Origin of the sequence: Paraburkholderia sp. USG1 (assembly GCF_031570135.1) — a bacterium.
Taxonomy (GTDB): Bacteria; Pseudomonadota; Gammaproteobacteria; order Burkholderiales; family Burkholderiaceae; genus Paraburkholderia; species Paraburkholderia dioscoreae.
Window position 1 is genome coordinate 77,286 of record NZ_JAMWXW010000036.1, and the last position, 19,744, is coordinate 97,029.

A 19,744-nucleotide genomic window follows, 5' to 3' on the forward strand; every position below is an offset into this window, starting at 1 on the left:
ACGCCGCCTTTGCAAAGCGAAGCGCTGCGCCTTGTCGCTCAGCCGCGCTTCATCTCATCCAGCGCCAGGTTCAGTTGCAGCACGTTCACGCGCGCCTCGCCCAGAATGCCGAACTGACGGCCGCTCGTATAGCGGTCCACCAGTGCCTGCACGTCGTTCGGCGCGAGCTTGCGAGCCTTGGCCACGCGCTCGATCTGATAAGCCGCGGCGGCCGGGCTGATCTCAGGATCGAGACCGCTGCCTGAGGACGTCACCAGATCGACCGGCACCGGCTTCGACATATCCGTGCCGGCCGCCTTCAGCGCGTCGATACGGCCTTTGATTTCGTCGAGCAACGCCGGGTTGGTCGGGCCGAGGTTCGACCCGCTCGACCCCTGCGCGTTGTACGGCATCGGGCTGGTAGCCGACAGGCGGCCCCAGAAGTATTGCGGCGCATCGAACTGCTGGCCGATCAGCTTCGAGCCGACCACCTTGCCGTTCTGTTCGAGCATGCTGCCGTTGGCCTGATCGTGGAAGACTGCCTGACCGAAAGCGGTCATCACCGCGGGATAGGCCATTCCCGTGAGCGCGGCGAGTACCACGAACAGCACGATCAACGGACGGAACAGATTTTTCATGATGAATGATTCCTCTTGAACAAGCGCTTAGACCCAACCGAACGCGGCCAGCACCATATCGATCAGCTTGATGCCGATGAACGGCACGATGATCCCGCCCAAACCGTAAATCAGCAGATTGCGGCGCAACAGGATCGCCGCGCCCAGCGCGCGATAGCGCACGCCCTTGAGCGCCAGCGGAATCAGCAGCACGATGATCAGCGCGTTGAAAATCACCGCCGACATGATCGCCGAAGCCGGCGTGGCCAGATGCATCACGTTCAGCGCGTTCAGCGCCGGATAGGTCGTGGCGAACGCGGCCGGAATGATCGCGAAGTACTTGGCGACGTCGTTGGCGATCGAGAACGTGGTGAGCGAGCCGCGCGTCATCAGCATCTGCTTGCCGATCTCGACGATCTCGATCAGCTTGGTCGGATTCGAATCGAGGTCGACCATGTTGCCCGCTTCCTTCGCGGCCTGCGTGCCGGTGTTCATCGCCACCGCGACGTCGGCCTGCGCGAGCGCCGGGGCGTCGTTGGTGCCGTCGCCGGTCATTGCCACGAGGCGCCCTTCGGCCTGATGCGCGCGAATCGTGGAGAGCTTCGCTTCCGGCGTGGCTTCGGCGAGGAAATCGTCGACGCCGGCTTCCGCGGCAATCGCCGCCGCGGTCAGCCGGTTGTCGCCCGTCACCATGATGGTCTTGATGCCCATCTTGCGCAGTTCGGCGAAACGCTCCTTGATGCCGCCCTTCACGACGTCCTTCAGTTCGATCACACCGAGCACGCGCGCGCCCTGCTCGCCTTTCTCGGCGACCACCAGCGGCGTGCTGCCACGGCGGGCGACTTCGGCGACCGCGTTGCTGACTTCGTTCGGGAAACGTCCGCCGTTCGCTTCGACATAGTTCTTCACCGCGTCGGCCGCGCCCTTGCGGATTTCACGGCCAGGCAGATCGACGCCGCTCATGCGCGTTTGCGCGGTGAACGCGAGGAACACGGCATGCAGCGAAGCCATATCGCGTTGACGGATATTGAAGCGCTGCTTCGCCAGCACGACGATGCTGCGGCCTTCCGGCGTTTCGTCGGCGAGCGACGACAGTTGCGCGGCGTCCGCGAGCGCTTCTTCCGTCAAGCCCGGCGCCGGCACGAATTGCGAAGCCTGGCGGTTGCCGAGCGTGATGGTGCCCGTCTTGTCGAGCAGCAATACGTCGACGTCGCCGGCCGCTTCTACCGCGCGGCCGGACGTGGCGATCACGTTCGCCTGCATCATGCGGCTCATGCCGGCCACGCCGATCGCGGACAGCAACCCGCCGATCGTGGTCGGAATCAGACACACCAGCAGCGCGACCAGCGCGGTAATCGTCACCACGTGACCCGCTTTCGCGGCTTCGACCGAGAACATCGAGAATGGCAGCAGCGTGGCGGTGGCCAGCAGCATCACGATCGTCAACGCGATCAGCAAAATGGTCAGCGCGATTTCGTTCGGCGTCTTCTGACGCTTCGCGCCTTCCACCATCGCGATCATGCGGTCGAGGAACGCCTCACCCGGATTCGCCGTGACGCGCACCACGATCCAGTCCGACAGCACGCGCGTGCCGCCCGTCACCGACGAAAAGTCGCCGCCCGACTCGCGGATCACCGGCGCGGATTCGCCCGTGATCGCCGATTCGTCGACCGACGCGACGCCTTCGACCACTTCGCCGTCGGCCGGAATCACGTCGCCGGTCTCGACCAGCACGACGTCGCCCTTGCGCAGATCGGAAGCCGTCAGAATGCGGATCGGCGACTTCGGATGCGGCTCGTTCAACTTCTTGGCCATCACGTCTTTCTTCGCGCTGCGCAGCGACGCGGCCTGAGCCTTCGAACGGCCTTCGGCCAGCGCCTCCGCGAAGTTGGCGAACAGCACCGTGAACCACAGCCACAAGGTGACCGCGAGAATGAAGCCCGCGGGCGCCTCGGCCTGGCCGCCGAGCGCGGCGATCCAGAGAATGGTCGTGAGAATGCTGCCCACGTACACGCAGAACATCACCGGATTGCGGAACTGCGTGCGCGGCGTGAGCTTCTTGAAGGAGTCCACGATCGCCGGGCGCAGCAGCGCCGGGTCGAACATGGACCTGGTTGCATTATGTTCAGTCATTGAATCCTCGAATTTCCCGTTTGCGCGTGCTCACCCGTTTTCATCGCGGGTCTCAATGGGCGCCCATCATCATCAGATGTTCGACACCAGGACCGAGCGCGAGGGCAGGCACATAAGTCAGCGCGCCGACCAGCAGCACCGTGCCGAGCAGCAGCACGACGAACAGCGGTCCATGCGTGGGCAGCGTGCCGCCCGTCACGCCGATGCGCTTTTTCGCGGCGAGCGAACCGGCAATCGCAAGCACCGGAACGATCGTGCCGAAGCGACCGAACCACATCGCGATCGCCGTGAGCCAGTTGTAGAACGGCGTGCCCACGGTGAGGCCCGCGAACGCGCTACCGTTGTTGTTGGCGGCCGAACTGAACGCGTAGAGGATTTCGGAGAAACCGTGCGCGCCGGGGTTGAGAATGCCGGCCTTGCCCGCGTCGCTCAATACCGCGATCGACGTGCCCACCAGCACCAGCAGCGGCGTGAGCAGCACGACGATCGACACCATCTTCATCTCATACGCTTCGATCTTCTTGCCGACGTATTCCGGCGTGCGGCCGATCATCAGGCCCGCCACGAACACGGCCAGCAGCGCGAACACGAGCATCCCGTACATACCGGAACCCACGCCGCCGAAGATCACTTCGCCCAGTTGCATCAGCAGCATCGGATACAGGCCGCCGATCGGCGTCAGCGAATCGTGCGTGTTGGCGACCGCGCCGCACGAAGCTGCGGTGGTTGCAACCGTAAAGATGCCCGACTGCGCGATACCGAAGCGCGTTTCCTTGCCTTCCGCATTGCCGCCCGATTGCAGCGCATTGGCCGACTGATCGACATGCAATGCGGCGATAGCCGGATTGCCGCTCTGTTCCGCGCTGATCTCGCCGAATACGCAGACGGCAAACGCAATCGTCATGGTGGCGAGCACCGCCACCCCCTGCTTGCGGTCCGCGATCATGCGGCCGAACACCAGTGCCAGCCCCGCCGGGATGATCAGGATCGAGAAGATCTGCAGGAAGTTCGAGAACGGCGTCGGGTTTTCATACGGATGGGCCGAATTGCCGTTAAAGAAGCCGCCGCCGTTGGTGCCCAGCATCTTGATCGCTTCCTGTGAAGCAACCGGGCCCATTGCGAGCGTCTGCGTCTTCACCGGCGTATCGACCGTCACCGCATTGCCCTTCGCGTCCTTCACCGGATTGCCTTGCGCGTCGAGCTTCGGCGCGGCATAGGTGGTGGTCTGCAAGGTCGGCACGTCTTCGTACGCCTTGAAGTTCTGGATCACGCCCTGGCTCATCAACAGCGCCGCGAGGATCGCCGACATGGGCAGCAGCACGTACAGCGTCACACGCGTCAGGTCGACCCAGAAATTGCCGATGGTTTGCGCGGTGTGGCGCGCAAAGCCGCGAATCAATGCGATCACCACGACGATGCCGGTGGCGGCCGAAAAGAAGTTCTGCACGGTGAAGCCGAGCATCTGCGTCAGATAGCCGACGGTTTGTTCCGGCGTGTAATCCTGCCAGTTCGTGTTGGTCACGAAACTGACCGCCGTGTTGAACGCGCCATCCACGGTCATCGGGCCGAACTGCTGCGGGTTGCCCGGCAGCCAGCCTTGCACGCGCAGCAGCACGTAGAGAAACGCCACGCCGAGCGTGTTGAACGCGATCGTGGCGATCGCGTAGTGCTTCCAGCTCATTTCGGTGGCAGGATCGACGCCCGCGATGCGATACAGCAAACGTTCGACAGGACCGCCGAAGCGGACCACGCGCGAACTGCCGTCCATCACGGCGCTCAGATAACGGGACATAGGCACCGCGGCTGCCAGCAGCACGACGATGAAAAGGCCCGCTTGCAGGACATTGTTCGAGTTCATTCAATGTCCTCCGCGCGCAACAGCGCATAGACCAGATACACGAACAGCAGCGCGGTCGCCGCACCGGACAACCAGAGAATCCAGGTCATGAGCGCGCTCCCTGGCCACGGCGGAACTGCATCAACTTCTCGCAGCCGGCAATTAACGCAAAGGTCAGCGCGGCGAACAGCACCAGCCCCCCGACATACAGCACATCCATTTTGTTCTCCATTACACGGACTTTGGATAGGTGCAACGTTATGCCGAACCGCGTAAAGGGCTGGTCAAAGATGGGGTGGGGAGTATAAAAATTCCGTAAACGCGGCGGACACCGCGAAATGCTGATGACGGCCTGATCGCACGTTCAGCGCGCACCCAGCCGCGGCCGTATCGCACCGTTAAAAATGAGATGTTGTTCGACACGACCAGGCTATGCTCGGCGGATTGCTTGCCGCGGCTGAACCCGCGTCGCGTCACCTGTATGCCGCGGCGCGGCGAATGATCGAACCCCGCGTGCTCCACGCTGCGTTGATTCGCCACGCACATTCCCTGCGCTCGCGGGCACCACGGTGTATAAAAATCACCTGACGTTTCGACCTCATGCCATCGGGCTCTGGGCCTTCACCGGGCATGGCCATGTCATCACTACTGCAAGAACCCGTTCTCCATGCTGCTGTTTCAATCCGCACTCGAAGCCCATCAATCAGGGCTCCCTCATGAGGCTGAACAGGCGTATCTTCAGGTACTCGCCGAAGATCCCCGCCACGCCGACGCGCTACATCTGCTCGGGCTGCTCTACGCCGATCGCGGCGAACTCGCCCAGGCAGAGACTCTCATTCGCCGCGCGCTCGGCATCGACGAAAACTCGATCTATCTGGTCAATCTGGCCAACATGCTGATCGACCAGCACCGCGAGACCGAAGGAGAAGCCCTACTCCATCGCGCGATCCAGCTCGCGCCCGGTTATGCCGCCGCGCATTACAACATCGCCACGCTGTTCGCCGACACGGAACGGAGGAACGAAGCCGAAGCGGCTTTTCGTCGTGCGCTCGATCACGATGCCGATTTCGTCCCGGCGTTGATCAATCTGGCCAGCCTGTTGATCGGCGCGGAGCGCTTTCCGGAAGCGGAGCCATACTGCCGCCGGGCCCTCCTTCTCGACGCCCGGCGCGAAAGAGCGCAGCACAATCTCGGCATGGTCCTCCTGAAGACAGGACGCCATCAGGAAGCCCAAAGCGTATTTCGTCGTGTGCTGGAGCTCGAACCCGAACATTGCGAAGCGTGCAACGGCCTGGCTGTGGCGCTCATGAAAGACTATCGCTACGAGGAAGCCGAATCCTTCGTTCGCCGCGCGCTGAACCTCGATCCCGAACATCGCGTCGCCACTCGCAATCTGGCGCACATTCTCTGCATGACCCATCGGCGCGCCGAGGCGGAAGAGGCCTATCGGAAAGTGATCGAGCGCGAACCGGATTCGGTATCGGAACAGTACGCTCTCGCGCAGCATCTTTTGACGGAAGGCCGATATATCGAGGGATGGCAACGTTACGAAATTCGTTACGATCCGCGCATGGAACCGCACGCCATTCCCACGCCGAATGTCGATTATCCGCAGTGGCAAGGTGAATCGCTGCAAGGCAGATCGCTACTCGTCTGGCCTGAACAAGGCCTCGGCGACCTTCTTCAGTTCGTCCGTTATCTGCCTTTATTGAAGGCGCGCGGCGTGGCGAATCTGAGTATTGCCTGCCCTCGCGCTTTGCACAGCCTGTTCGAACTGATCGAAGGCGTGGACCATTGCATTCCTTTGGATGGCCAGCACGATGTTCCGCCGCACGACTATTGGTGCTTCTTGATGAGCCTGCCACATCGGTTTGAAACGACCCTCGATACGATCCCGGCTTCGATGCCCTATCTGCGGGCTCCGGAGGAGCGGATCGCGCACTGGAAGCGGCGCCTGCCGGCATCGGGCTTCAAGGTCGGACTTGTGTGGGCCGGCGATCCACGCCCGCATCAACCTGATGCGAATGCCGTCGATCAGCGTCGTTCGCTGCACGCGCTCGCCTTCCTGCCGCTGCTGCAAGTGCCGGGCGTCACGTTCGTGAGTTTGCAGAAAGGCGCAACGACCCAACCGCAAATCAACGACATTCCGTCCGAATACCGTCCCATCGATCCAATGAACGAAGTCCGCGATTTTGCCGACACCGCCGCCATCGTAGAAAGCCTCGACCTGGTGATCGCCGTGGACACGTCCACGGCGCATCTTGTCGGCGCGTTGAACAAGCCGGTCTGGATTCTCTCGCGGTTCGACGCCTGCTGGCGCTGGCTCGAGCGTCGCGAGGACTCCCCTTGGTATCCGAACGCCCGGCTTTTCAGGCAGACGCGACCCGGCGCCTGGGACGACGTGATCCAGCGGGTGAAAGCTGCATTGGAGAAACAGGCGGCGGCGCCTGATCGCTGAGCACGCCGTTCGAATCTTGTTTTCACGCCGCGCGGACGGGAGCGCCTCGAACGAAACGCTCGCCGCATACCGCGTCTCAAGGCAGCAGAATCGTCGACCCGGTAGTCCGGCGCCCTTCGAGATCCGCGTGCGCGCGGCCGACATCCGCCAGCGCGTAACGCTGATTGATGCTCGTCTTGACCTTGCCCGACACCAGCACGTCGAACAGTTCGGTGGACATCGCCTCGTAGTCGCTGCGTTTGGCGATATAGGTAAACAGCGTCGGGCGCGTGAAGAACAGCGAACCGCGTCCGGCGAATTCCGACGAATCGATCGGCGGTAACGGCCCCGACGCATTGCCGAAACTCACGAACATGCCGAGGGGCGCGAGGCAATCGAGCGAGCCCGTAAACGTGTCTTTACCAATCGAGTCGTACACCACCGGCACGCCCGCGCCATTGGTGATCTCGCGCACGCGCTTGGTGAAGTTCTCGCGTGTGTAGACGATCGCGTGGTCGCAACCATGCGCCGTGGCGATTTCCGCTTTTTCATCCGAACCGACCGTGCCGATCACCGTCGCGCCGAGCGCCTTCGCCCACTGGCACACCAGCAGGCCGACGCCGCCCGCCGCGGCCTGGATCAGGATCGTGTCGCCGGCTTTCACGGGATACGTGCGGCGCAGCAGATATTGCGCGGTCAGGCCTTGCAGCATGACCGAGGCGGCCTGCCCGTCGGTGAGGGCGTCGGGCACCTTCACGACCTGAGCGGCCTGCAGCACGCGCTCCTGCGCGTACGCGCCGGGCGGGCGCGCCACGTAGGCGATGCGATCGCCCACCTTCAGACCGCTCACGCCCGAGCCGAGCGCCGTCACCTCGCCCGCCGCCTCCATACCGAGACCGCCCGGCAACGGCAACGGATAGAGCCCCGTGCGAAAGTACACGTCGATATAGTTCAGCCCGACCGCCGTCTGCCTGACGCGGATCTCGCCCGCGCCCGGCTCGCCGACTTCGACGTCGACCCACTTCATGACCTCCGGGCCGCCGGTTTTATCGAATCGGATTGCTTTGACCATCATGTCTCCTTGGTTGCGTGTGGTTGGGTGGTGGCGCGAGGGCGATCTCAGACCTGCTGCGTAAGGCGTAAGGTCAGCGAGTCGAGCACCATTCGCGCTGTCGAGATGTTGGTGGCGCACGGAATGTTGTGCACGTCGCACGCGCGCACCAGTGCGTTGATGTCCGGTTCATGCGGCTGCGGCGTCATCGGGTCGCGCAGGAAGATCACCATGTCCACGCGCCCTTCCGCAAGTTGCGCGCCGATCTGCAGGTCGCCGCCATGCGGGCCGGACAACATCCGCTCGACGGCGAGGCCGTGCGCGTCGGCAATGCGCCCGCCGGTCGTGCCGGTCGCCACGATATCGCAACGCTTGAGCGTGTCGACGTATTCGCCGGCCAGTTTGACGATGTCATCCTTTTTATGATCGTGCGCGATCAGCGCAATACGGGTGGTCATGACGTAAGACTCCTGAAACCGTTGTGATTGTCGTTGTTGTTGTGATGAGGAAGCTGCGACACCTGCCGTTCAGAACGTGCCCGGATAAGCGCCGCCGTCGATCAGCCAGTTCTGCCCTGTGATGTAGCCGGCATGCACACTGCACAGGAACGCGCAGGCACGGCCGAATTCGTCACGGTTGCCGAAGCGGCCAGCGGGGATCGTTTTCATGCGCTGCTGGCGGGCGTCGTCGACGGAAATGTTTTGCGACTTTGCCTGCGCCGCGAAGGTGACCGCGATGCGGTCGGTGTCGAACAGCCCCGGCAGCAGGTTGTTGATGGTCACGCCGGTGGGCGCGACCTTGCGCGCGAGGCCCGCGACAAAGCCGGTCAGCCCCGAACGCGCGCCGTTCGACAAACCGAGTACGTCGATCGGCGCTTTCACCGCCGAACTCGTGATGTTGACGATACGCCCATAGCCGCGCGCGCTCATCGAGTCGATGGTCGCGCGAATCAGCTCGATCGGCGTGAGCATGTTGCTTTCCAGCGCGCGGATCCAGTCTTCATGCGTGAAATTGCGGAAGTCGCCGGGCGGCGGTCCGCCCGCGTTGTTGACCAGAATATCCGGCTGCGGACAGGCCGCGAGCGCCGCGGCGCGGCCTTCGGGCGTGGTGATGTCGCATGCCACCGTTTTCACTTCCACGCCGCTTTGCTTGCGAATCTCCGCGGCGGCCGCCTCCAGCGTTTCAGCGGTGCGCGCGACGATCGTCAGGTTGACGCCTTCGGCGGCGAGCGCTTCCGCGCAGCCGCGCCCCAGTCCCTTGCTGGCCGCGCAGACCAGCGCGGTGCGTCCTGCGATTCCCATGTCCATCAGTGTTGTCCTCGTGAAGTTGTGCGTCGGGAGAAAGCGCCGGCCGTACCGGGTTTGCGGTTCCGTCGCGGCATCGCGCGAAGCGACAGGCCCGGCGCGCGCTCGTGGCGAAGTTTCCCCGATTCTAGAAGAATCGGTGCCGGACTGTGCCGGGCCGCCGCAATCTCCGGTATCTTCGGAGCGCACTCTTTCGGTAAACTTGCGCCGTGGCGCGTCCGCCAGCCAGCCGTTTTGCGGCAGCGCGGTGCGCCGAACCGATCCCTCTAGCCGCCGCTTGCGCCCCCCGCCATGACTCAGGACAGCCGTTTTCCCAATCTCTTCATCCTCGATCACCCGCTGATCCAGCACAAGCTATCGCACATGCGCGACCGGGATACCTCGACCCGCACGTTCCGCGAACTGCTGCGTGAAATCACGCTGCTGATGGGCTACGAAATCACCCGCAATCTGCCCATGACCACGCGCCGCCTGACCACGCCGCTCGTCGAGATCGACGCGCCGGTGATCGCCGGCAAGAAGCTGGCGATCGTGCCAGTGCTGCGGGCCGGCATCGGCATGTCGGACGGACTGCTGGAGCTGGTGCCGTCGGCGCGGGTGGGCCACATCGGCGTGTATCGCGCGGAGGACCATCGCCCGGTCGAATATCTCGTGCGCCTGCCGGACCTCGAAGATCGCGTGTTCATTCTGTGCGATCCGATGGTCGCGACCGGCTACTCCGCCGTGCATGCGGTCGACGTGCTCAAGCGCCGCAACGTGGCGGGCGAGAACATCCTGTTCCTCGCGCTGGTCGCCGCGCCCGAGGGCGTGCAGGTGTTCCAGAACGCGCATCCGGACGTCAAGCTGTATGTCGCCTCGCTCGATTCGCATCTGAACGAGCATGCGTACATCGTTCCCGGTCTCGGCGACGCCGGCGACCGCCTGTTCGGCACGAAAAACTGAAAGCGGCCTGAAAAGCGCGCGACGGCGACGCTGCAAAGGCCGCCGCCGCACACTTTTCACGTCGTTTGCAGCTATCTCGCCCTCTGCCGCCCCCTTGCGGCGTGATAAAATTCGAATCCGCTCAAAGAGCGGCTCAACTTGCACCACCGCCTGGCGCACCGCGCCTTTCGCGGGGCTGTCAGGCCGGCGCGGCGTTTGTCGCGTGGAGCCTCGCCGCACCGCCCGCCCCAACCGCGCTGCCGAACTGCGGTCCCGCTAGCCGGGCCGGCCGGGCGTGGTTAGGCTCGAGCGCCACGGAAACGCAACGACAATTGCACAATGCGTGCGCCCCACTGGCGCGCGCGATGGAGAAAGGTATGGCGGGTCATTCGAAATGGGCCAACATCAAGCATAAGAAAGCAGCGGCCGACGCCAAGCGCGGCAAGGTCTGGACGCGGCTCATCAAGGAAATTCAGGTCGCGGCGCGCATGGGCGGCGGCGATATCGACTCGAACCCGCGTCTGCGGCTCGCCGTCGAAAAGGCGTACGACGCCAACATGCCCAAAGATAACGTCAACCGCGCGATCCAGCGTGGCGTGGGCGGCGTGGACGGCGCAAGCTACGAAGAAATCCGCTATGAAGGCTACGGCATCGGCGGCGCGGCGGTAATCGTGGACACCATGACCGACAACCGCACGCGTACGGTGGCGGAAGTGCGTCACGCGTTCTCGAAGAACGGCGGCAACATGGGCACGGACGGCTCGGTGGCGTTCATGTTCGATCACGTCGGCCAGTTCCTGTTCGCGCCCGGCACGCCGGAAGACAAGCTGATGGAAGCCGCGCTCGAAGCCGGCGCCGACGACGTCGTCACGAATGACGACGGCAGTATCGAGGTGCTGTGCCCGCCGAACGACTTCCCGAAGGTGAAATCGGCGCTGGAAGCCGCGGGCTTCAAGGCCGAACTCGCCGAGGTGACGATGAAACCTCAAACGGAAGTCGAGTTCACCGGCGAGGACGCCGTAAAAATGCAGAAGCTGCTCGACGCGCTGGAGAATCTGGACGACGTGCAGGAAGTCTATACAAACGCCGCGATCGCCGACGAATGAGCGTGCCCCGGCGGCGCGTAGTGCGGCGGTTCCCGTCGAACCGCGCCACGCCGCCGGCCGGCCCTCGCGTCGTTGCGGATAGCGCGTAAGTGTGGCGTGGGTGTGGCTTGAGTGTGATCGGGCACCGCGCTTCCACCCGCGTTTGCACTGTGCCCTGCGCGCCGCCAGCGGCTGCTGCGGGCTCGCTGCAAACCTTGTTGTCATTCCACGGCTGAGCGTGCTGCGTCAGCCGTTTATGGTTTTTAAGTCTCGGGGATTCACATGAAGTTACTCGTCGTCGGTTCCGGCGGTCGCGAACATGCGCTCGCATGGAAGCTCGCGCAATCGCCGCGGGTCCAGCTCGTCTACGTGGCTCCTGGCAACGGCGGCACCGCCCAGGACGAGCGTCTGCGCAACATCGACATCACGGATCCGGCCGCGCTCGCCGATTTCGTCGAACAGGAGCAGATCGCCTTCACGCTGGTCGGGCCGGAAGCGCCGCTCGCGGCCGGCATCGTCAACCTGTTCCGCTCGCGCGGTCTGAAGATTTTCGGGCCGACTAGAGAAGCTGCCCAGCTCGAAAGCTCGAAAGACTTCGCCAAGGCATTCATGAAACGCCACGCGATTCCGACCGCCGAATACGAAACCTTCGCCGACGTCGCCGCCGCGCACGCGTATCTCGACGCCAAGGGCGCGCCGATCGTCATCAAGGCTGACGGCCTCGCCGCCGGCAAGGGCGTGGTGGTCGCGCAAACGCTGGAAGAAGCGCACGCTGCGGTCGACATGATGCTGTCGGACAACAAGCTCGGCGACGCCGGCGCGCGTGTCGTGATCGAGGAATTCCTCGCCGGCGAGGAAGCGAGCTTCATCGTGATGGTGGACGGCAAGCATGTGCTGCCGCTCGCCTCCAGCCAGGACCACAAGCGTCTGCTCGACGGCGACCAGGGCCCGAACACAGGCGGCATGGGCGCCTACTCGCCCGCTCCGATCGTCACGCCGCAACTGCACGCCCGCGTGATGCGCGAAATCATCCTGCCTACAGTGCGTGGCATGGAGAAGGAAGGCATCCGCTACACCGGCTTCCTGTACGCCGGTCTGATGATCGACGCGCAAGGCAACCCGAAAACGCTCGAATTCAACTGCCGCATGGGCGACCCCGAAACGCAGCCGATCATGGCGCGTCTGAAGGGCGACTATTCGAAGGTGGTCGAGCAGGCGATTGCCGGTACGCTGGATACGGTCGAACTGGAATGGGACCGCCGCACCGCGCTCGGCGTGGTGCTCGCCGCCTACAACTATCCGGACACGCCGCGCAAGGGCGACCGCATCAGCGATATTCCGGCTGAAACCGCGGATTCGGTCACGTTTCACGCCGGCACCACGTTGACGGACGGCAAGCTGACCACCTCGGGCGGCCGCGTGCTGTGCGTGGTTGGTCTGGCGGATTCAGTGCGCAGCGCGCAGTCGGTCGCGTACGAAACGATCAACCAGATCTCGTTCGACGGCATGCAGTATCGGCGCGACATCGGCTACCGTGCGTTGAACCGCAAGCACGACGCCAGGACCGAAGGCAAGCACTAAGCCCATCACCCCACTCACCCGCGTGCGGCGCCAACGGCGCTACACTGCGGGTTTTCGCGGCGATACCGGCGCCCACCGCACTATGTGGGCCAATCCGGGCCAATGTGGCTGAGCGGAGCCGGGAGCGTCCCGCCCGGCGCGTAAAACCGCAAGGCCGCGCCTTCGCAGGTTGCAACCTGACGCGGGCCCGGCCATCGCCCTCACGACGAACCCGCGGCACGATGAGCGTGCCGCCCTCAGCATCTGCATTCATGACCGATTCGAGCTACGACGCACAAGCCGTGCGCAGCTGGCTGCAAGGCCTGCAAACGCAGATCGCGGACGCGCTCGGCGCGTTCGACGGCACGCCGTTCGCGACCGACGCCTGGCAGCGCGCGCCCGGCGAAAAGCTGCGCGGCGGCGGCTACACGCGGATTCTCGAAGGCGGCAACTTCTTCGAGCGCGCCGGCATCGGCTTCTCGGACGTCGCGGGCGACGCCTTGCCGGCCTCGGCGAGCGCGGCGCGTCCGCAACTGGCCGGCCGCGGGTTCGAAGCAATGGGCGTGTCGCTCGTGCTGCACCCGCACAATCCGCACTGCCCGACCGTGCATATGAACGTGCGTCTGCTGATCGCGACCAAGGCCGGCGAAGAGCCCGTATTCTGGTTCGGCGGCGGCATGGATCTGACGCCGTTCTACGGTTACGAGGAAGACGCGCAGCATTTTCATCGCACCTGCCGCGACGCGCTGCAGCCTTATGGCGCGGACCTGTACCCGAGTTTCAAGCGCTGGTGCGACGAGTATTTCTTCCTCAAGCACCGCAACGAGCCGCGCGGCATTGGCGGGATTTTCTTCGACGATTTTTCGGCACCGGGCTTCGATCAATCGTTCGCGATGCTCAGGAGCGTGGGCGACGCGTTCCTCAAGGCCTACCTGCCGATCATCGAAAAGCGCCGCAACATTCCGTACGGTCAGGCCGAGCGCGATTTCCAGGCTTACCGGCGCGGACGCTACGTCGAGTTCAATCTGGTCTTCGACCGTGGCACACTGTTCGGGCTGCAAAGCGGCGGACGCACCGAGTCAATCCTGATGTCCATGCCGCCTGTGGTGAACTGGCGCTACAACTGGCAGCCCGAACCGGGCACGCCGGAAGCGCGTCTTTATAGCGATTTTCTCGTGCCGCGCGAGTGGGTGTGACGGGCTGCGCCCGCACCTCGCTCCAGTCGTCACGACAAAGGATCTTCACCTGAAGCCGAACGCTCATCCTGTTGCCCTGCCTCGCCGGATCGGACTGCTCGGCGGCACCTTCGATCCGATCCACGACGGCCACCTCGCGCTCGCGCGGCGTTTCGCGCACGTGCTGCAACTGACCGAGCTCGTACTGTTGCCGGCCGGCCAGCCCTGGCAGAAATCGGATGTGTCGCCGGCCGTGCACCGGCTCGCCATGACACGCGCGGCGGCGAGCGAACTGGTGCTGCCGGGCACGACCGTGCGTGTCGCGACCGACGAGATCGAGCACGAAGGCCCGACTTACACGATCGACACGCTGCAACGCTGGCGTGAACGCGAAGGTGAGGACGCATCCATTGCGCTCCTGATCGGCGCGGATCAACTGGTACACCTCGACACCTGGCGCGACTGGCGGCGCCTGTTCGAGTTTGCCCATATCTGCGCGGCCACCCGGCCCGGCTTCGACCTCACGTCGATTCCGCCGGCGGTCGTTCAAGAAATCGACGCGCGCCGTGCCCGCGCCGACGTTCTGCAAGCCACGCCCTGCGGCCACTTGCTGATCGATACGACGCTTGCGTTCAACGTTTCGGCCACCGACATTCGCGCGCATCTGCGCGAGCAGGTGAACCGGCGGCTCGCCCTCGCGGGCGGCGAACAGCAAGACCAGGCGGCGAGCCATGTCCCCACTGCGGTGTGGGACTATATTCTTCAACATCATCTGTACCACCGGTAACCTCATGGATATTCGCAAACTGCAACGCGTGATCGTCGACGCTCTCGAAGACGTCAAAGCGCAAGACATCAAGGTATTCAACACCAGCCACCTGACCGCGCTGTTCGATCGCGTGATCGTCGCGAGCGGCACCTCGAACCGGCAAACCAAGGCGCTCGCTTCGAGCGTGCGTGAAAGCGTCAAGGAAAACGGCGGCGAGATCATCAGTACCGAAGGCGAGGACATCGGCGAATGGGTGCTGGTGGATTGCGGCGACGCGATCGTGCACATCCTGCAGCCGGCCCTGCGCCAGTACTACAACCTCGAAGAAATCTGGGGCGACAAGCCGGTGCGCATCAAGCTGTCCACGCCGGACCCGTTCGGCGGAGCGCGTTCGAGCGAGCCCGACGAAGACGAGGACGAAGAAGCGGCGCCGGCCGTGAAGAAACCCGCGCGCAAGGCGCCCGCCCGCCGCAAGTGAGCGGGCTTTGACCGGCTTACCGTCATAGTCTGCGATTTCTTCCGCAATGAAACTGCATATCCTCGCCGTCGGCCACAAAATGCCGGACTGGATCGCCACCGGCTTCGACGAATACGCGAAACGCATGCCGCCCGAGCTGCGCATCGAGCTGCGCGAAATCAAACCCGAGCAGCGTTCGTCGGGACGGCCGGCTGAAAGCGTGATGGCCGCCGAGCGTGTCAAGATCGAAGCCGCGTTGCCGAAGAACGCTCGCATTGTCGCGCTCGACGAACGCGGTAAGGACTGGACCACCATGCAGCTTGCCGGCGCCCTGCCTGGCTGGCAGCAGGATGGCCGCGACGTGGCGTTTCTGATCGGCGGCGCCGACGGGCTCGACCCCGATCTGAAAGCGCGCGCCGATATGTTGCTGCGTGTATCGAGCCTGACGTTGCCGCATGCGATGGTCCGCGTGCTGCTTGCCGAACAGCTTTACCGCGCGTGGACCATCACGCAAAATCACCCCTATCATCGCGTGTGAGCGAACGAGGCGGCGCGTCGACCACGCGGCTGGGTCGCGGGTTGTCGGTTGCGCCTTATAGTCGCGCTCTGTAACCGCACCTTTGTTGTCGTGCTTTCTGGGTCGCGTTTTCTGGCGCAGAGCAATGTGCATGTTGGCGTGCACAATGGCACGCGCGTAGCACGCGTTGTCCCGCTCGCATCGAAGGCTTCCCCAACGCACTGATCGACGCTCGAGCGTCACGCCCGTCGCACCCGTTGCACATCCCTACAATCCGCTTGATCGAGACCTGTTCATGTCCACGTCCGCCGCATCGCTGCATTCGTTCGTCTACCTTGCTTCGCAGAGTCCACGCCGCCAGGAACTGCTGCAACAGCTCGGCGTGCGTTTCGAACTGCTGCTGCCGCGCCCTGATGAAGACGCCGAAGCGCTTGAGGCCGAACTGCCCGGCGAGCGCGCGCACGACTACGTGCAGCGGGTGTGCGTCGCCAAGGCGCATGCTGCACGTGCGCGCCTCGTGGGCGGCGGCCATGCCGCGCGGCCGATCCTGGTTGCGGACACAACCGTCACGATCGAAGACGCGATACTCGGCAAGCCCGTCGATGCCGACGACGCCTTCGCGATGCTCACGCGCCTCGCCGGCCGCGATCACGAAGTGCTGACCGCCGTGGCCGTGGTCGACGCCGAAGGTGCGTTGCTGCCCGCCGCGCTATCCGTGTCGAAGGTGCGTTTTGCTGCGCTGCACTCAGAGGCGATCCGCCGCTATGTGGCGAGCGGCGAGCCGCTCGGCAAGGCGGGCGCATATGGTGTGCAGGGGCGTGCCGCGGAGTTTATCGAGCATATCGACGGGTCCTATTCAGGTATCATGGGTTTGCCGCTTTTTGAATCCGCTGCCCTCCTGCGTGCAGCGCGCATCGACTTCTAAAATAACACCATGAATGAAGAAATCCTGATCAATGTCACGCCGCAGGAAACGCGCGTCGCGCTGGTCCAGCAAGGCGCCGTCCAGGAACTTCACGTCGAACGAACGCTGTCGCGCGGACGCGTCGGCAACGTCTATCTCGGCAAGGTCGTACGCGTGCTGCCGGGCATGCAATCCGCCTTCATCGACATCGGTCTCGAACGCGCGGCGTTCCTTCATGTCGCCGACATCTGGCATCCGCGCATTGCCGGCGAACCGCAGCATCAGGCGCCGCATCAGCCGATCGAAAAAATCGTCTTCGAGGGCCAGACGCTGATGGTGCAGGTCGTGAAGGATCCGATCGGCACCAAGGGCGCGCGGCTATCCACGCAGGTGAGCATTGCCGGGCGCACGCTCGTGTATCTGCCGCAGGAGCCGCATATCGGCATCTCGCAGAAGATCGAGAGCGAAGCCGAGCGCGAGGCCGTGCGAGCGCGTCTGACCGCCGTGCTGCCCGCCGACGAGAAAGGCGGCTACATCGTGCGCACCATCGCCGAAGATGCGACGAGTGAGGAACTGGCCGGCGACGTCGCGTATCTGCGCAAGACGTGGGCCACCATTCTGTCGCAAGGCCAGCGCATGCCGCCCACGAGCCTGCTATATCAGGACTTGAATCTCGCGCAACGCGTGCTGCGCGATTTCGTCAACGACGAGACATCGCGCATTCAGGTCGATTCTCGCGAGACGTATCAGATGCTGGCCGATTTCGCGGCCGAGTTCACACCGGCGGTGTCGTCGAAGCTGCACCACTACACCGGCGAGCGGCCGCTCTTTGATCTGTACAACATCGAGTCGGAAATCCAGCGCGCGTTGTCGCGCCGGGTGGATCTGAAGTCCGGCGGCTATCTCGTGATCGACCAGACCGAAGCGATGACGACCATCGACGTGAACACCGGCGGCTACGTCGGCGCTCGCAACTTCGACGATACGATCTTCAAGACCAACCTCGAAGCCGCGCACACCATTGCACGGCAATTGCGTCTGCGCAATCTGGGCGGCGTGATCATTATCGACTTCATCGATATGGAAAACGTCGAGCATCGCGATCAGGTGCTGGGCGAATTGAAAAAGGCGCTCTCGCGCGATCGCACGCGCGTGACCGTGAATGGTTTTTCGCAGCTCGGCCTGGTTGAGATGACGCGCAAGCGCACGCGTGAATCGCTTGCTCATGTGCTGTGCGAGCCTTGTCCGGTTTGCCAGGGCAAGGGGCAGGTCAAGACGCCGCGCACGGTGTGTTACGACGTGCTGCGCGAGATTCTGCGCGAGTCACGGCAGTTCAATCCGCGCGAGTTTCGCGTGGTGGCGTCGCAGCAGGTGATCGATCTGTTTCTCGAAGAAGAGTCGCAGCATCTGGCAATGTTGATCGATTTTATCGGTAAGCCGGTGTCGTTGCAGGTGGAGTCGAATTTGAGTCAGGAGCAGTACGATATTGTTTTGATGTAGGCAAAAATAACTGTTTTATAGCGTGACTGGCGCTGCGGCGGAGTTAAGTTCCGCCCACTAAGTCGTCACAGCTGGTGCGACTTAAGGGTTCTAGCCCTTTGTGTCAGCGTTCATGAACGCGTCTATTTCCCGCCATGCTCTTTGCGTTACATAAAAATATCAGCCTTACCATTTTCTGCTCGCCCGGCTATCTCGTTGACCCGTTGCGTGCATCGCTGATATCCAAGGTCATCCTCAATCGCAAGGTGCGCCGACTGCTATATCGTTCACGAGAGTATGATCCGTCCAGCGACCTGCGAACGCGTATAAAGCCGGCCGCCGCCTCGTATGCCCCAGATCAAGCCCGGGGATAGCCTTCATCGTGTCATAAACTATCACGCGCCTCCGCTAGTGAATAGCCGTAAGCGTATTCCGAAGCCGAAGATTGATTTCTCAAGGCTGAACACGACATGCCGATTAAACCAATGGTGTCATCCACTATAGCCTGGGCAAATGCAAGGCGCCGCCAGCGGCTTCGCAACTCGGTCTCAACTTGTTGACGCGGCTGAACTCGCGAAAGCCCAATGGCAACGGAAATCGAACCGAGAACGCCTATAACCGGCACCCAAGCGGCCCAATCCCCACTTGTTTGCGGGTGGTCCAGTAAAGCGTGAACAGGATTGCAGCCAACGAGACTTTCAGCCAGCGTTTTATTATGAATTTGCGCATGATGTACTTTTTTTTTTGCAATCGCAGCGTGGCGATGAAAAGCTGATGTAGCGCACGCGACGGCGCCATAGGCATACATCGGAAAGAGCACTTTCCTCTTTGTTGCGGCCTATTGCTGCGCCATCAACCAAGTATCCACGCGCGCAAAAAGGGCCGTCATGATCTCGCCAATTTGCGCGTCGCGTTCCTTCAATATCTCGGCATAAGCGATGAGTATCTGCATGTGCTGCGACAGTCGAGCTACGCGGTCTGTGCCGTGATAGAGCAGGTCAAGTTGCTCTCGATCTGTAACGAGCTTGTTATTCAATTGGAATGAATATATTAAGCCCTTCGCATGGGCATAAAAAGCAACGATTAGGCGCCTTAGTTCACTTAAGCGTCCGGGGCTCCATGCATACGGTGCGCGGCGCGCAGATGTACCAACATACCCGGTTTGGCGATCATCCGAACACGGGGAAGGGGTCGACCCGGCCGACTCACTGACATTCGCGGATACAGCGGTCGGTGTTGTTTCCAGAGTAGTGACGCCGTATCACCGTCGCCAGCGCTCCCGGCCCGACAATGCCATACATCCTTTGAAGGCCGCCTCGCGCGGCCTTTTTTCTGTGAGCGTCCCGGACCGCGTAACGCTATTGCTCAATGTGATGCGCCGTGCGAAGAACTGCCCGAAAAGGCTTGGGCTCCCGTGGCTCGGATACGGAATCGGCAAGCTATACAGCCGGCCGTTAGCCAAACCGGCTCTGCCAACCGCCCGATCCTTCAACACCCCACCCCCGACCGAACCCCCAAT

20 protein-coding genes are annotated in these 19,744 nt (G+C 63.1%); 10 read left to right on the forward strand and 10 right to left on the reverse strand.

Annotated elements, in window-relative coordinates:
* Positions 1-38: 38 nt before the first annotated feature.
* From kdpC to NE850_RS33760, 5 genes are read right to left on the reverse strand one after another with little or no spacing between them, the layout of a single operon-like run.
* Complete coding sequence (gene kdpC / locus NE850_RS33740; protein ID WP_007175648.1) at positions 39-617, reverse strand: potassium-transporting ATPase subunit KdpC; 579 nt, start codon at positions 615-617, stop codon at positions 39-41.
* A gap of 27 nt (positions 618-644) precedes the next feature.
* Positions 645-2,729: a potassium-transporting ATPase subunit KdpB gene (kdpB, locus tag NE850_RS33745; RefSeq protein ID WP_310699948.1), complete on the reverse strand. Its 2,085-nt coding sequence runs from the start codon at positions 2,727-2,729 to the stop codon at positions 645-647.
* A 52-nt stretch (positions 2,730-2,781) separates the two neighbouring features.
* Positions 2,782-4,587 (reverse strand): potassium-transporting ATPase subunit KdpA, encoded by a 1,806-nt coding sequence (gene kdpA, locus NE850_RS33750; RefSeq protein ID WP_007175650.1) that lies wholly within the window; start codon positions 4,585-4,587, stop codon positions 2,782-2,784.
* Positions 4,584-4,676: a K(+)-transporting ATPase subunit F gene (gene kdpF / locus NE850_RS33755; protein WP_007175651.1), complete on the reverse strand. Its 93-nt coding sequence runs from the start codon at positions 4,674-4,676 to the stop codon at positions 4,584-4,586. Before kdpF ends, kdpA begins: the two co-directional genes overlap by 4 nt.
* Entirely contained in the window at positions 4,673-4,786 is a 114-nt protein-coding gene (locus NE850_RS33760; protein WP_007175652.1) for a hypothetical protein, read from the reverse strand. The genes kdpF and NE850_RS33760 overlap by 4 nt, the downstream gene beginning before the upstream one ends.
* 447 nt (positions 4,787-5,233) lie before the next feature.
* On the opposite strand from NE850_RS33760, the gene NE850_RS33765 reads away from it, so the two are divergent.
* The gene (locus NE850_RS33765; protein WP_310699949.1) at positions 5,234-7,024 is read left to right on the forward strand and encodes a tetratricopeptide repeat protein; all 1,791 of its coding nucleotides are present in this window, start codon (positions 5,234-5,236) and stop codon (positions 7,022-7,024) included.
* A gap of 76 nt (positions 7,025-7,100) precedes the next feature.
* On the opposite strand, the gene NE850_RS33770 is transcribed toward NE850_RS33765, so the two are convergent.
* From NE850_RS33770 to NE850_RS33780, 3 genes are all read right to left on the reverse strand, one after another.
* A complete protein-coding gene (locus NE850_RS33770; protein WP_165187403.1) occupies positions 7,101-8,075 on the reverse strand; it encodes a quinone oxidoreductase in 975 nt (324 codons plus the stop codon).
* A gap of 47 nt (positions 8,076-8,122) precedes the next feature.
* Entirely contained in the window at positions 8,123-8,512 is a 390-nt protein-coding gene (locus NE850_RS33775) for a methylglyoxal synthase (protein ID WP_007175655.1), read from the reverse strand.
* A gap of 69 nt (positions 8,513-8,581) precedes the next feature.
* Positions 8,582-9,361, reverse strand: a complete 780-nt coding sequence (locus NE850_RS33780) for an SDR family oxidoreductase (protein WP_007175656.1) — start codon at positions 9,359-9,361, stop codon at positions 8,582-8,584.
* 288 nt (positions 9,362-9,649) lie between these two features.
* Here NE850_RS33780 and upp point away from each other — a divergent pair, with 288 nt between their 5' ends.
* From upp to rng, 9 genes are all read left to right on the forward strand, one after another.
* Positions 9,650-10,300, forward strand: coding sequence for a uracil phosphoribosyltransferase (gene upp, locus NE850_RS33785; protein ID WP_007175657.1), 651 nt, complete (start codon positions 9,650-9,652; stop codon positions 10,298-10,300).
* Positions 10,301-10,656: 356 nt separating this feature from the next.
* The gene (locus NE850_RS33790; protein ID WP_007175658.1) at positions 10,657-11,385 is read left to right on the forward strand and encodes a YebC/PmpR family DNA-binding transcriptional regulator; all 729 of its coding nucleotides are present in this window, start codon (positions 10,657-10,659) and stop codon (positions 11,383-11,385) included.
* Between the two features lie 261 nt (positions 11,386-11,646).
* Complete coding sequence (gene purD, locus NE850_RS33795) at positions 11,647-12,945, forward strand: phosphoribosylamine--glycine ligase (RefSeq protein WP_007175659.1); 1,299 nt, start codon at positions 11,647-11,649, stop codon at positions 12,943-12,945.
* A gap of 251 nt (positions 12,946-13,196) precedes the next feature.
* The gene (gene hemF, locus NE850_RS33800; RefSeq protein WP_007175660.1) at positions 13,197-14,120 is read left to right on the forward strand and encodes an oxygen-dependent coproporphyrinogen oxidase; all 924 of its coding nucleotides are present in this window, start codon (positions 13,197-13,199) and stop codon (positions 14,118-14,120) included.
* Between the two features lie 49 nt (positions 14,121-14,169).
* Positions 14,170-14,886 carry a nicotinate-nucleotide adenylyltransferase gene (locus tag NE850_RS33805; RefSeq protein WP_051058895.1) on the forward strand — a complete coding sequence of 239 codons (717 nt, stop codon included), beginning with the start codon at positions 14,170-14,172 and terminating at the stop codon, positions 14,884-14,886.
* Between the two features lie 4 nt (positions 14,887-14,890).
* Positions 14,891-15,346 carry a ribosome silencing factor gene (gene rsfS, locus NE850_RS33810; RefSeq protein WP_035516329.1) on the forward strand — a complete coding sequence of 152 codons (456 nt, stop codon included), beginning with the start codon at positions 14,891-14,893 and terminating at the stop codon, positions 15,344-15,346.
* A gap of 46 nt (positions 15,347-15,392) precedes the next feature.
* Positions 15,393-15,863 carry a 23S rRNA (pseudouridine(1915)-N(3))-methyltransferase RlmH gene (gene rlmH / locus NE850_RS33815; RefSeq protein WP_007175663.1) on the forward strand — a complete coding sequence of 157 codons (471 nt, stop codon included), beginning with the start codon at positions 15,393-15,395 and terminating at the stop codon, positions 15,861-15,863.
* A 274-nt stretch (positions 15,864-16,137) separates the two neighbouring features.
* Positions 16,138-16,767 (forward strand): nucleoside triphosphate pyrophosphatase, encoded by a 630-nt coding sequence (locus tag NE850_RS33820; RefSeq protein WP_007175664.1) that lies wholly within the window; start codon positions 16,138-16,140, stop codon positions 16,765-16,767.
* Between the two features lie 9 nt (positions 16,768-16,776).
* Positions 16,777-18,246, forward strand: coding sequence for a ribonuclease G (rng, locus tag NE850_RS33825; protein ID WP_007175665.1), 1,470 nt, complete (start codon positions 16,777-16,779; stop codon positions 18,244-18,246).
* Positions 18,247-18,610: 364 nt separating this feature from the next.
* Here the strand turns inward: rng and NE850_RS33830 are convergent, their stop codons facing one another.
* Positions 18,611-19,045 carry a hypothetical protein gene (locus NE850_RS33830; protein WP_157187660.1) on the reverse strand — a complete coding sequence of 145 codons (435 nt, stop codon included), beginning with the start codon at positions 19,043-19,045 and terminating at the stop codon, positions 18,611-18,613.
* An 18-nt stretch (positions 19,046-19,063) separates the two neighbouring features.
* The gene (locus NE850_RS33835) at positions 19,064-19,261 is read right to left on the reverse strand and encodes a hypothetical protein (RefSeq protein WP_035516332.1); all 198 of its coding nucleotides are present in this window, start codon (positions 19,259-19,261) and stop codon (positions 19,064-19,066) included.
* Between the last annotated feature and the right edge of the window lie 483 nt (positions 19,262-19,744).

What these genes read in the sequence shown, in the direction of transcription:
- kdpC (WP_007175648.1), bottom strand. Translation starts at nt 617, where the DNA reads ATGAAAAATCTGTTCCGTCCGTTGATCGTGCTGTTCGTGGTACTCGCC.
- kdpB (WP_310699948.1), bottom strand. Translation starts at nt 2,729, where the DNA reads ATGACTGAACATAATGCAACCAGGTCCATGTTCGACCCGGCGCTGCTG.
- kdpA (WP_007175650.1), bottom strand. Translation starts at nt 4,587, where the DNA reads ATGAACTCGAACAATGTCCTGCAAGCGGGCCTTTTCATCGTCGTGCTG.
- kdpF (WP_007175651.1), bottom strand. Translation starts at nt 4,676, where the DNA reads ATGACCTGGATTCTCTGGTTGTCCGGTGCGGCGACCGCGCTGCTGTTC.
- NE850_RS33760 (WP_007175652.1), bottom strand. Translation starts at nt 4,786, where the DNA reads ATGGATGTGCTGTATGTCGGGGGGCTGGTGCTGTTCGCCGCGCTGACC.
- NE850_RS33765 (WP_310699949.1), top strand. Translation starts at nt 5,234, where the DNA reads ATGCTGCTGTTTCAATCCGCACTCGAAGCCCATCAATCAGGGCTCCCT.
- NE850_RS33770 (WP_165187403.1), bottom strand. Translation starts at nt 8,075, where the DNA reads ATGGTCAAAGCAATCCGATTCGATAAAACCGGCGGCCCGGAGGTCATG.
- NE850_RS33775 (WP_007175655.1), bottom strand. Translation starts at nt 8,512, where the DNA reads ATGACCACCCGTATTGCGCTGATCGCGCACGATCATAAAAAGGATGAC.
- NE850_RS33780 (WP_007175656.1), bottom strand. Translation starts at nt 9,361, where the DNA reads ATGGACATGGGAATCGCAGGACGCACCGCGCTGGTCTGCGCGGCCAGC.
- upp (WP_007175657.1), top strand. Translation starts at nt 9,650, where the DNA reads ATGACTCAGGACAGCCGTTTTCCCAATCTCTTCATCCTCGATCACCCG.
- NE850_RS33790 (WP_007175658.1), top strand. Translation starts at nt 10,657, where the DNA reads ATGGCGGGTCATTCGAAATGGGCCAACATCAAGCATAAGAAAGCAGCG.
- purD (WP_007175659.1), top strand. Translation starts at nt 11,647, where the DNA reads ATGAAGTTACTCGTCGTCGGTTCCGGCGGTCGCGAACATGCGCTCGCA.
- hemF (WP_007175660.1), top strand. Translation starts at nt 13,197, where the DNA reads ATGACCGATTCGAGCTACGACGCACAAGCCGTGCGCAGCTGGCTGCAA.
- rsfS (WP_035516329.1), top strand. Translation starts at nt 14,891, where the DNA reads ATGGATATTCGCAAACTGCAACGCGTGATCGTCGACGCTCTCGAAGAC.
- rlmH (WP_007175663.1), top strand. Translation starts at nt 15,393, where the DNA reads ATGAAACTGCATATCCTCGCCGTCGGCCACAAAATGCCGGACTGGATC.
- NE850_RS33820 (WP_007175664.1), top strand. Translation starts at nt 16,138, where the DNA reads ATGTCCACGTCCGCCGCATCGCTGCATTCGTTCGTCTACCTTGCTTCG.
- rng (WP_007175665.1), top strand. Translation starts at nt 16,777, where the DNA reads ATGAATGAAGAAATCCTGATCAATGTCACGCCGCAGGAAACGCGCGTC.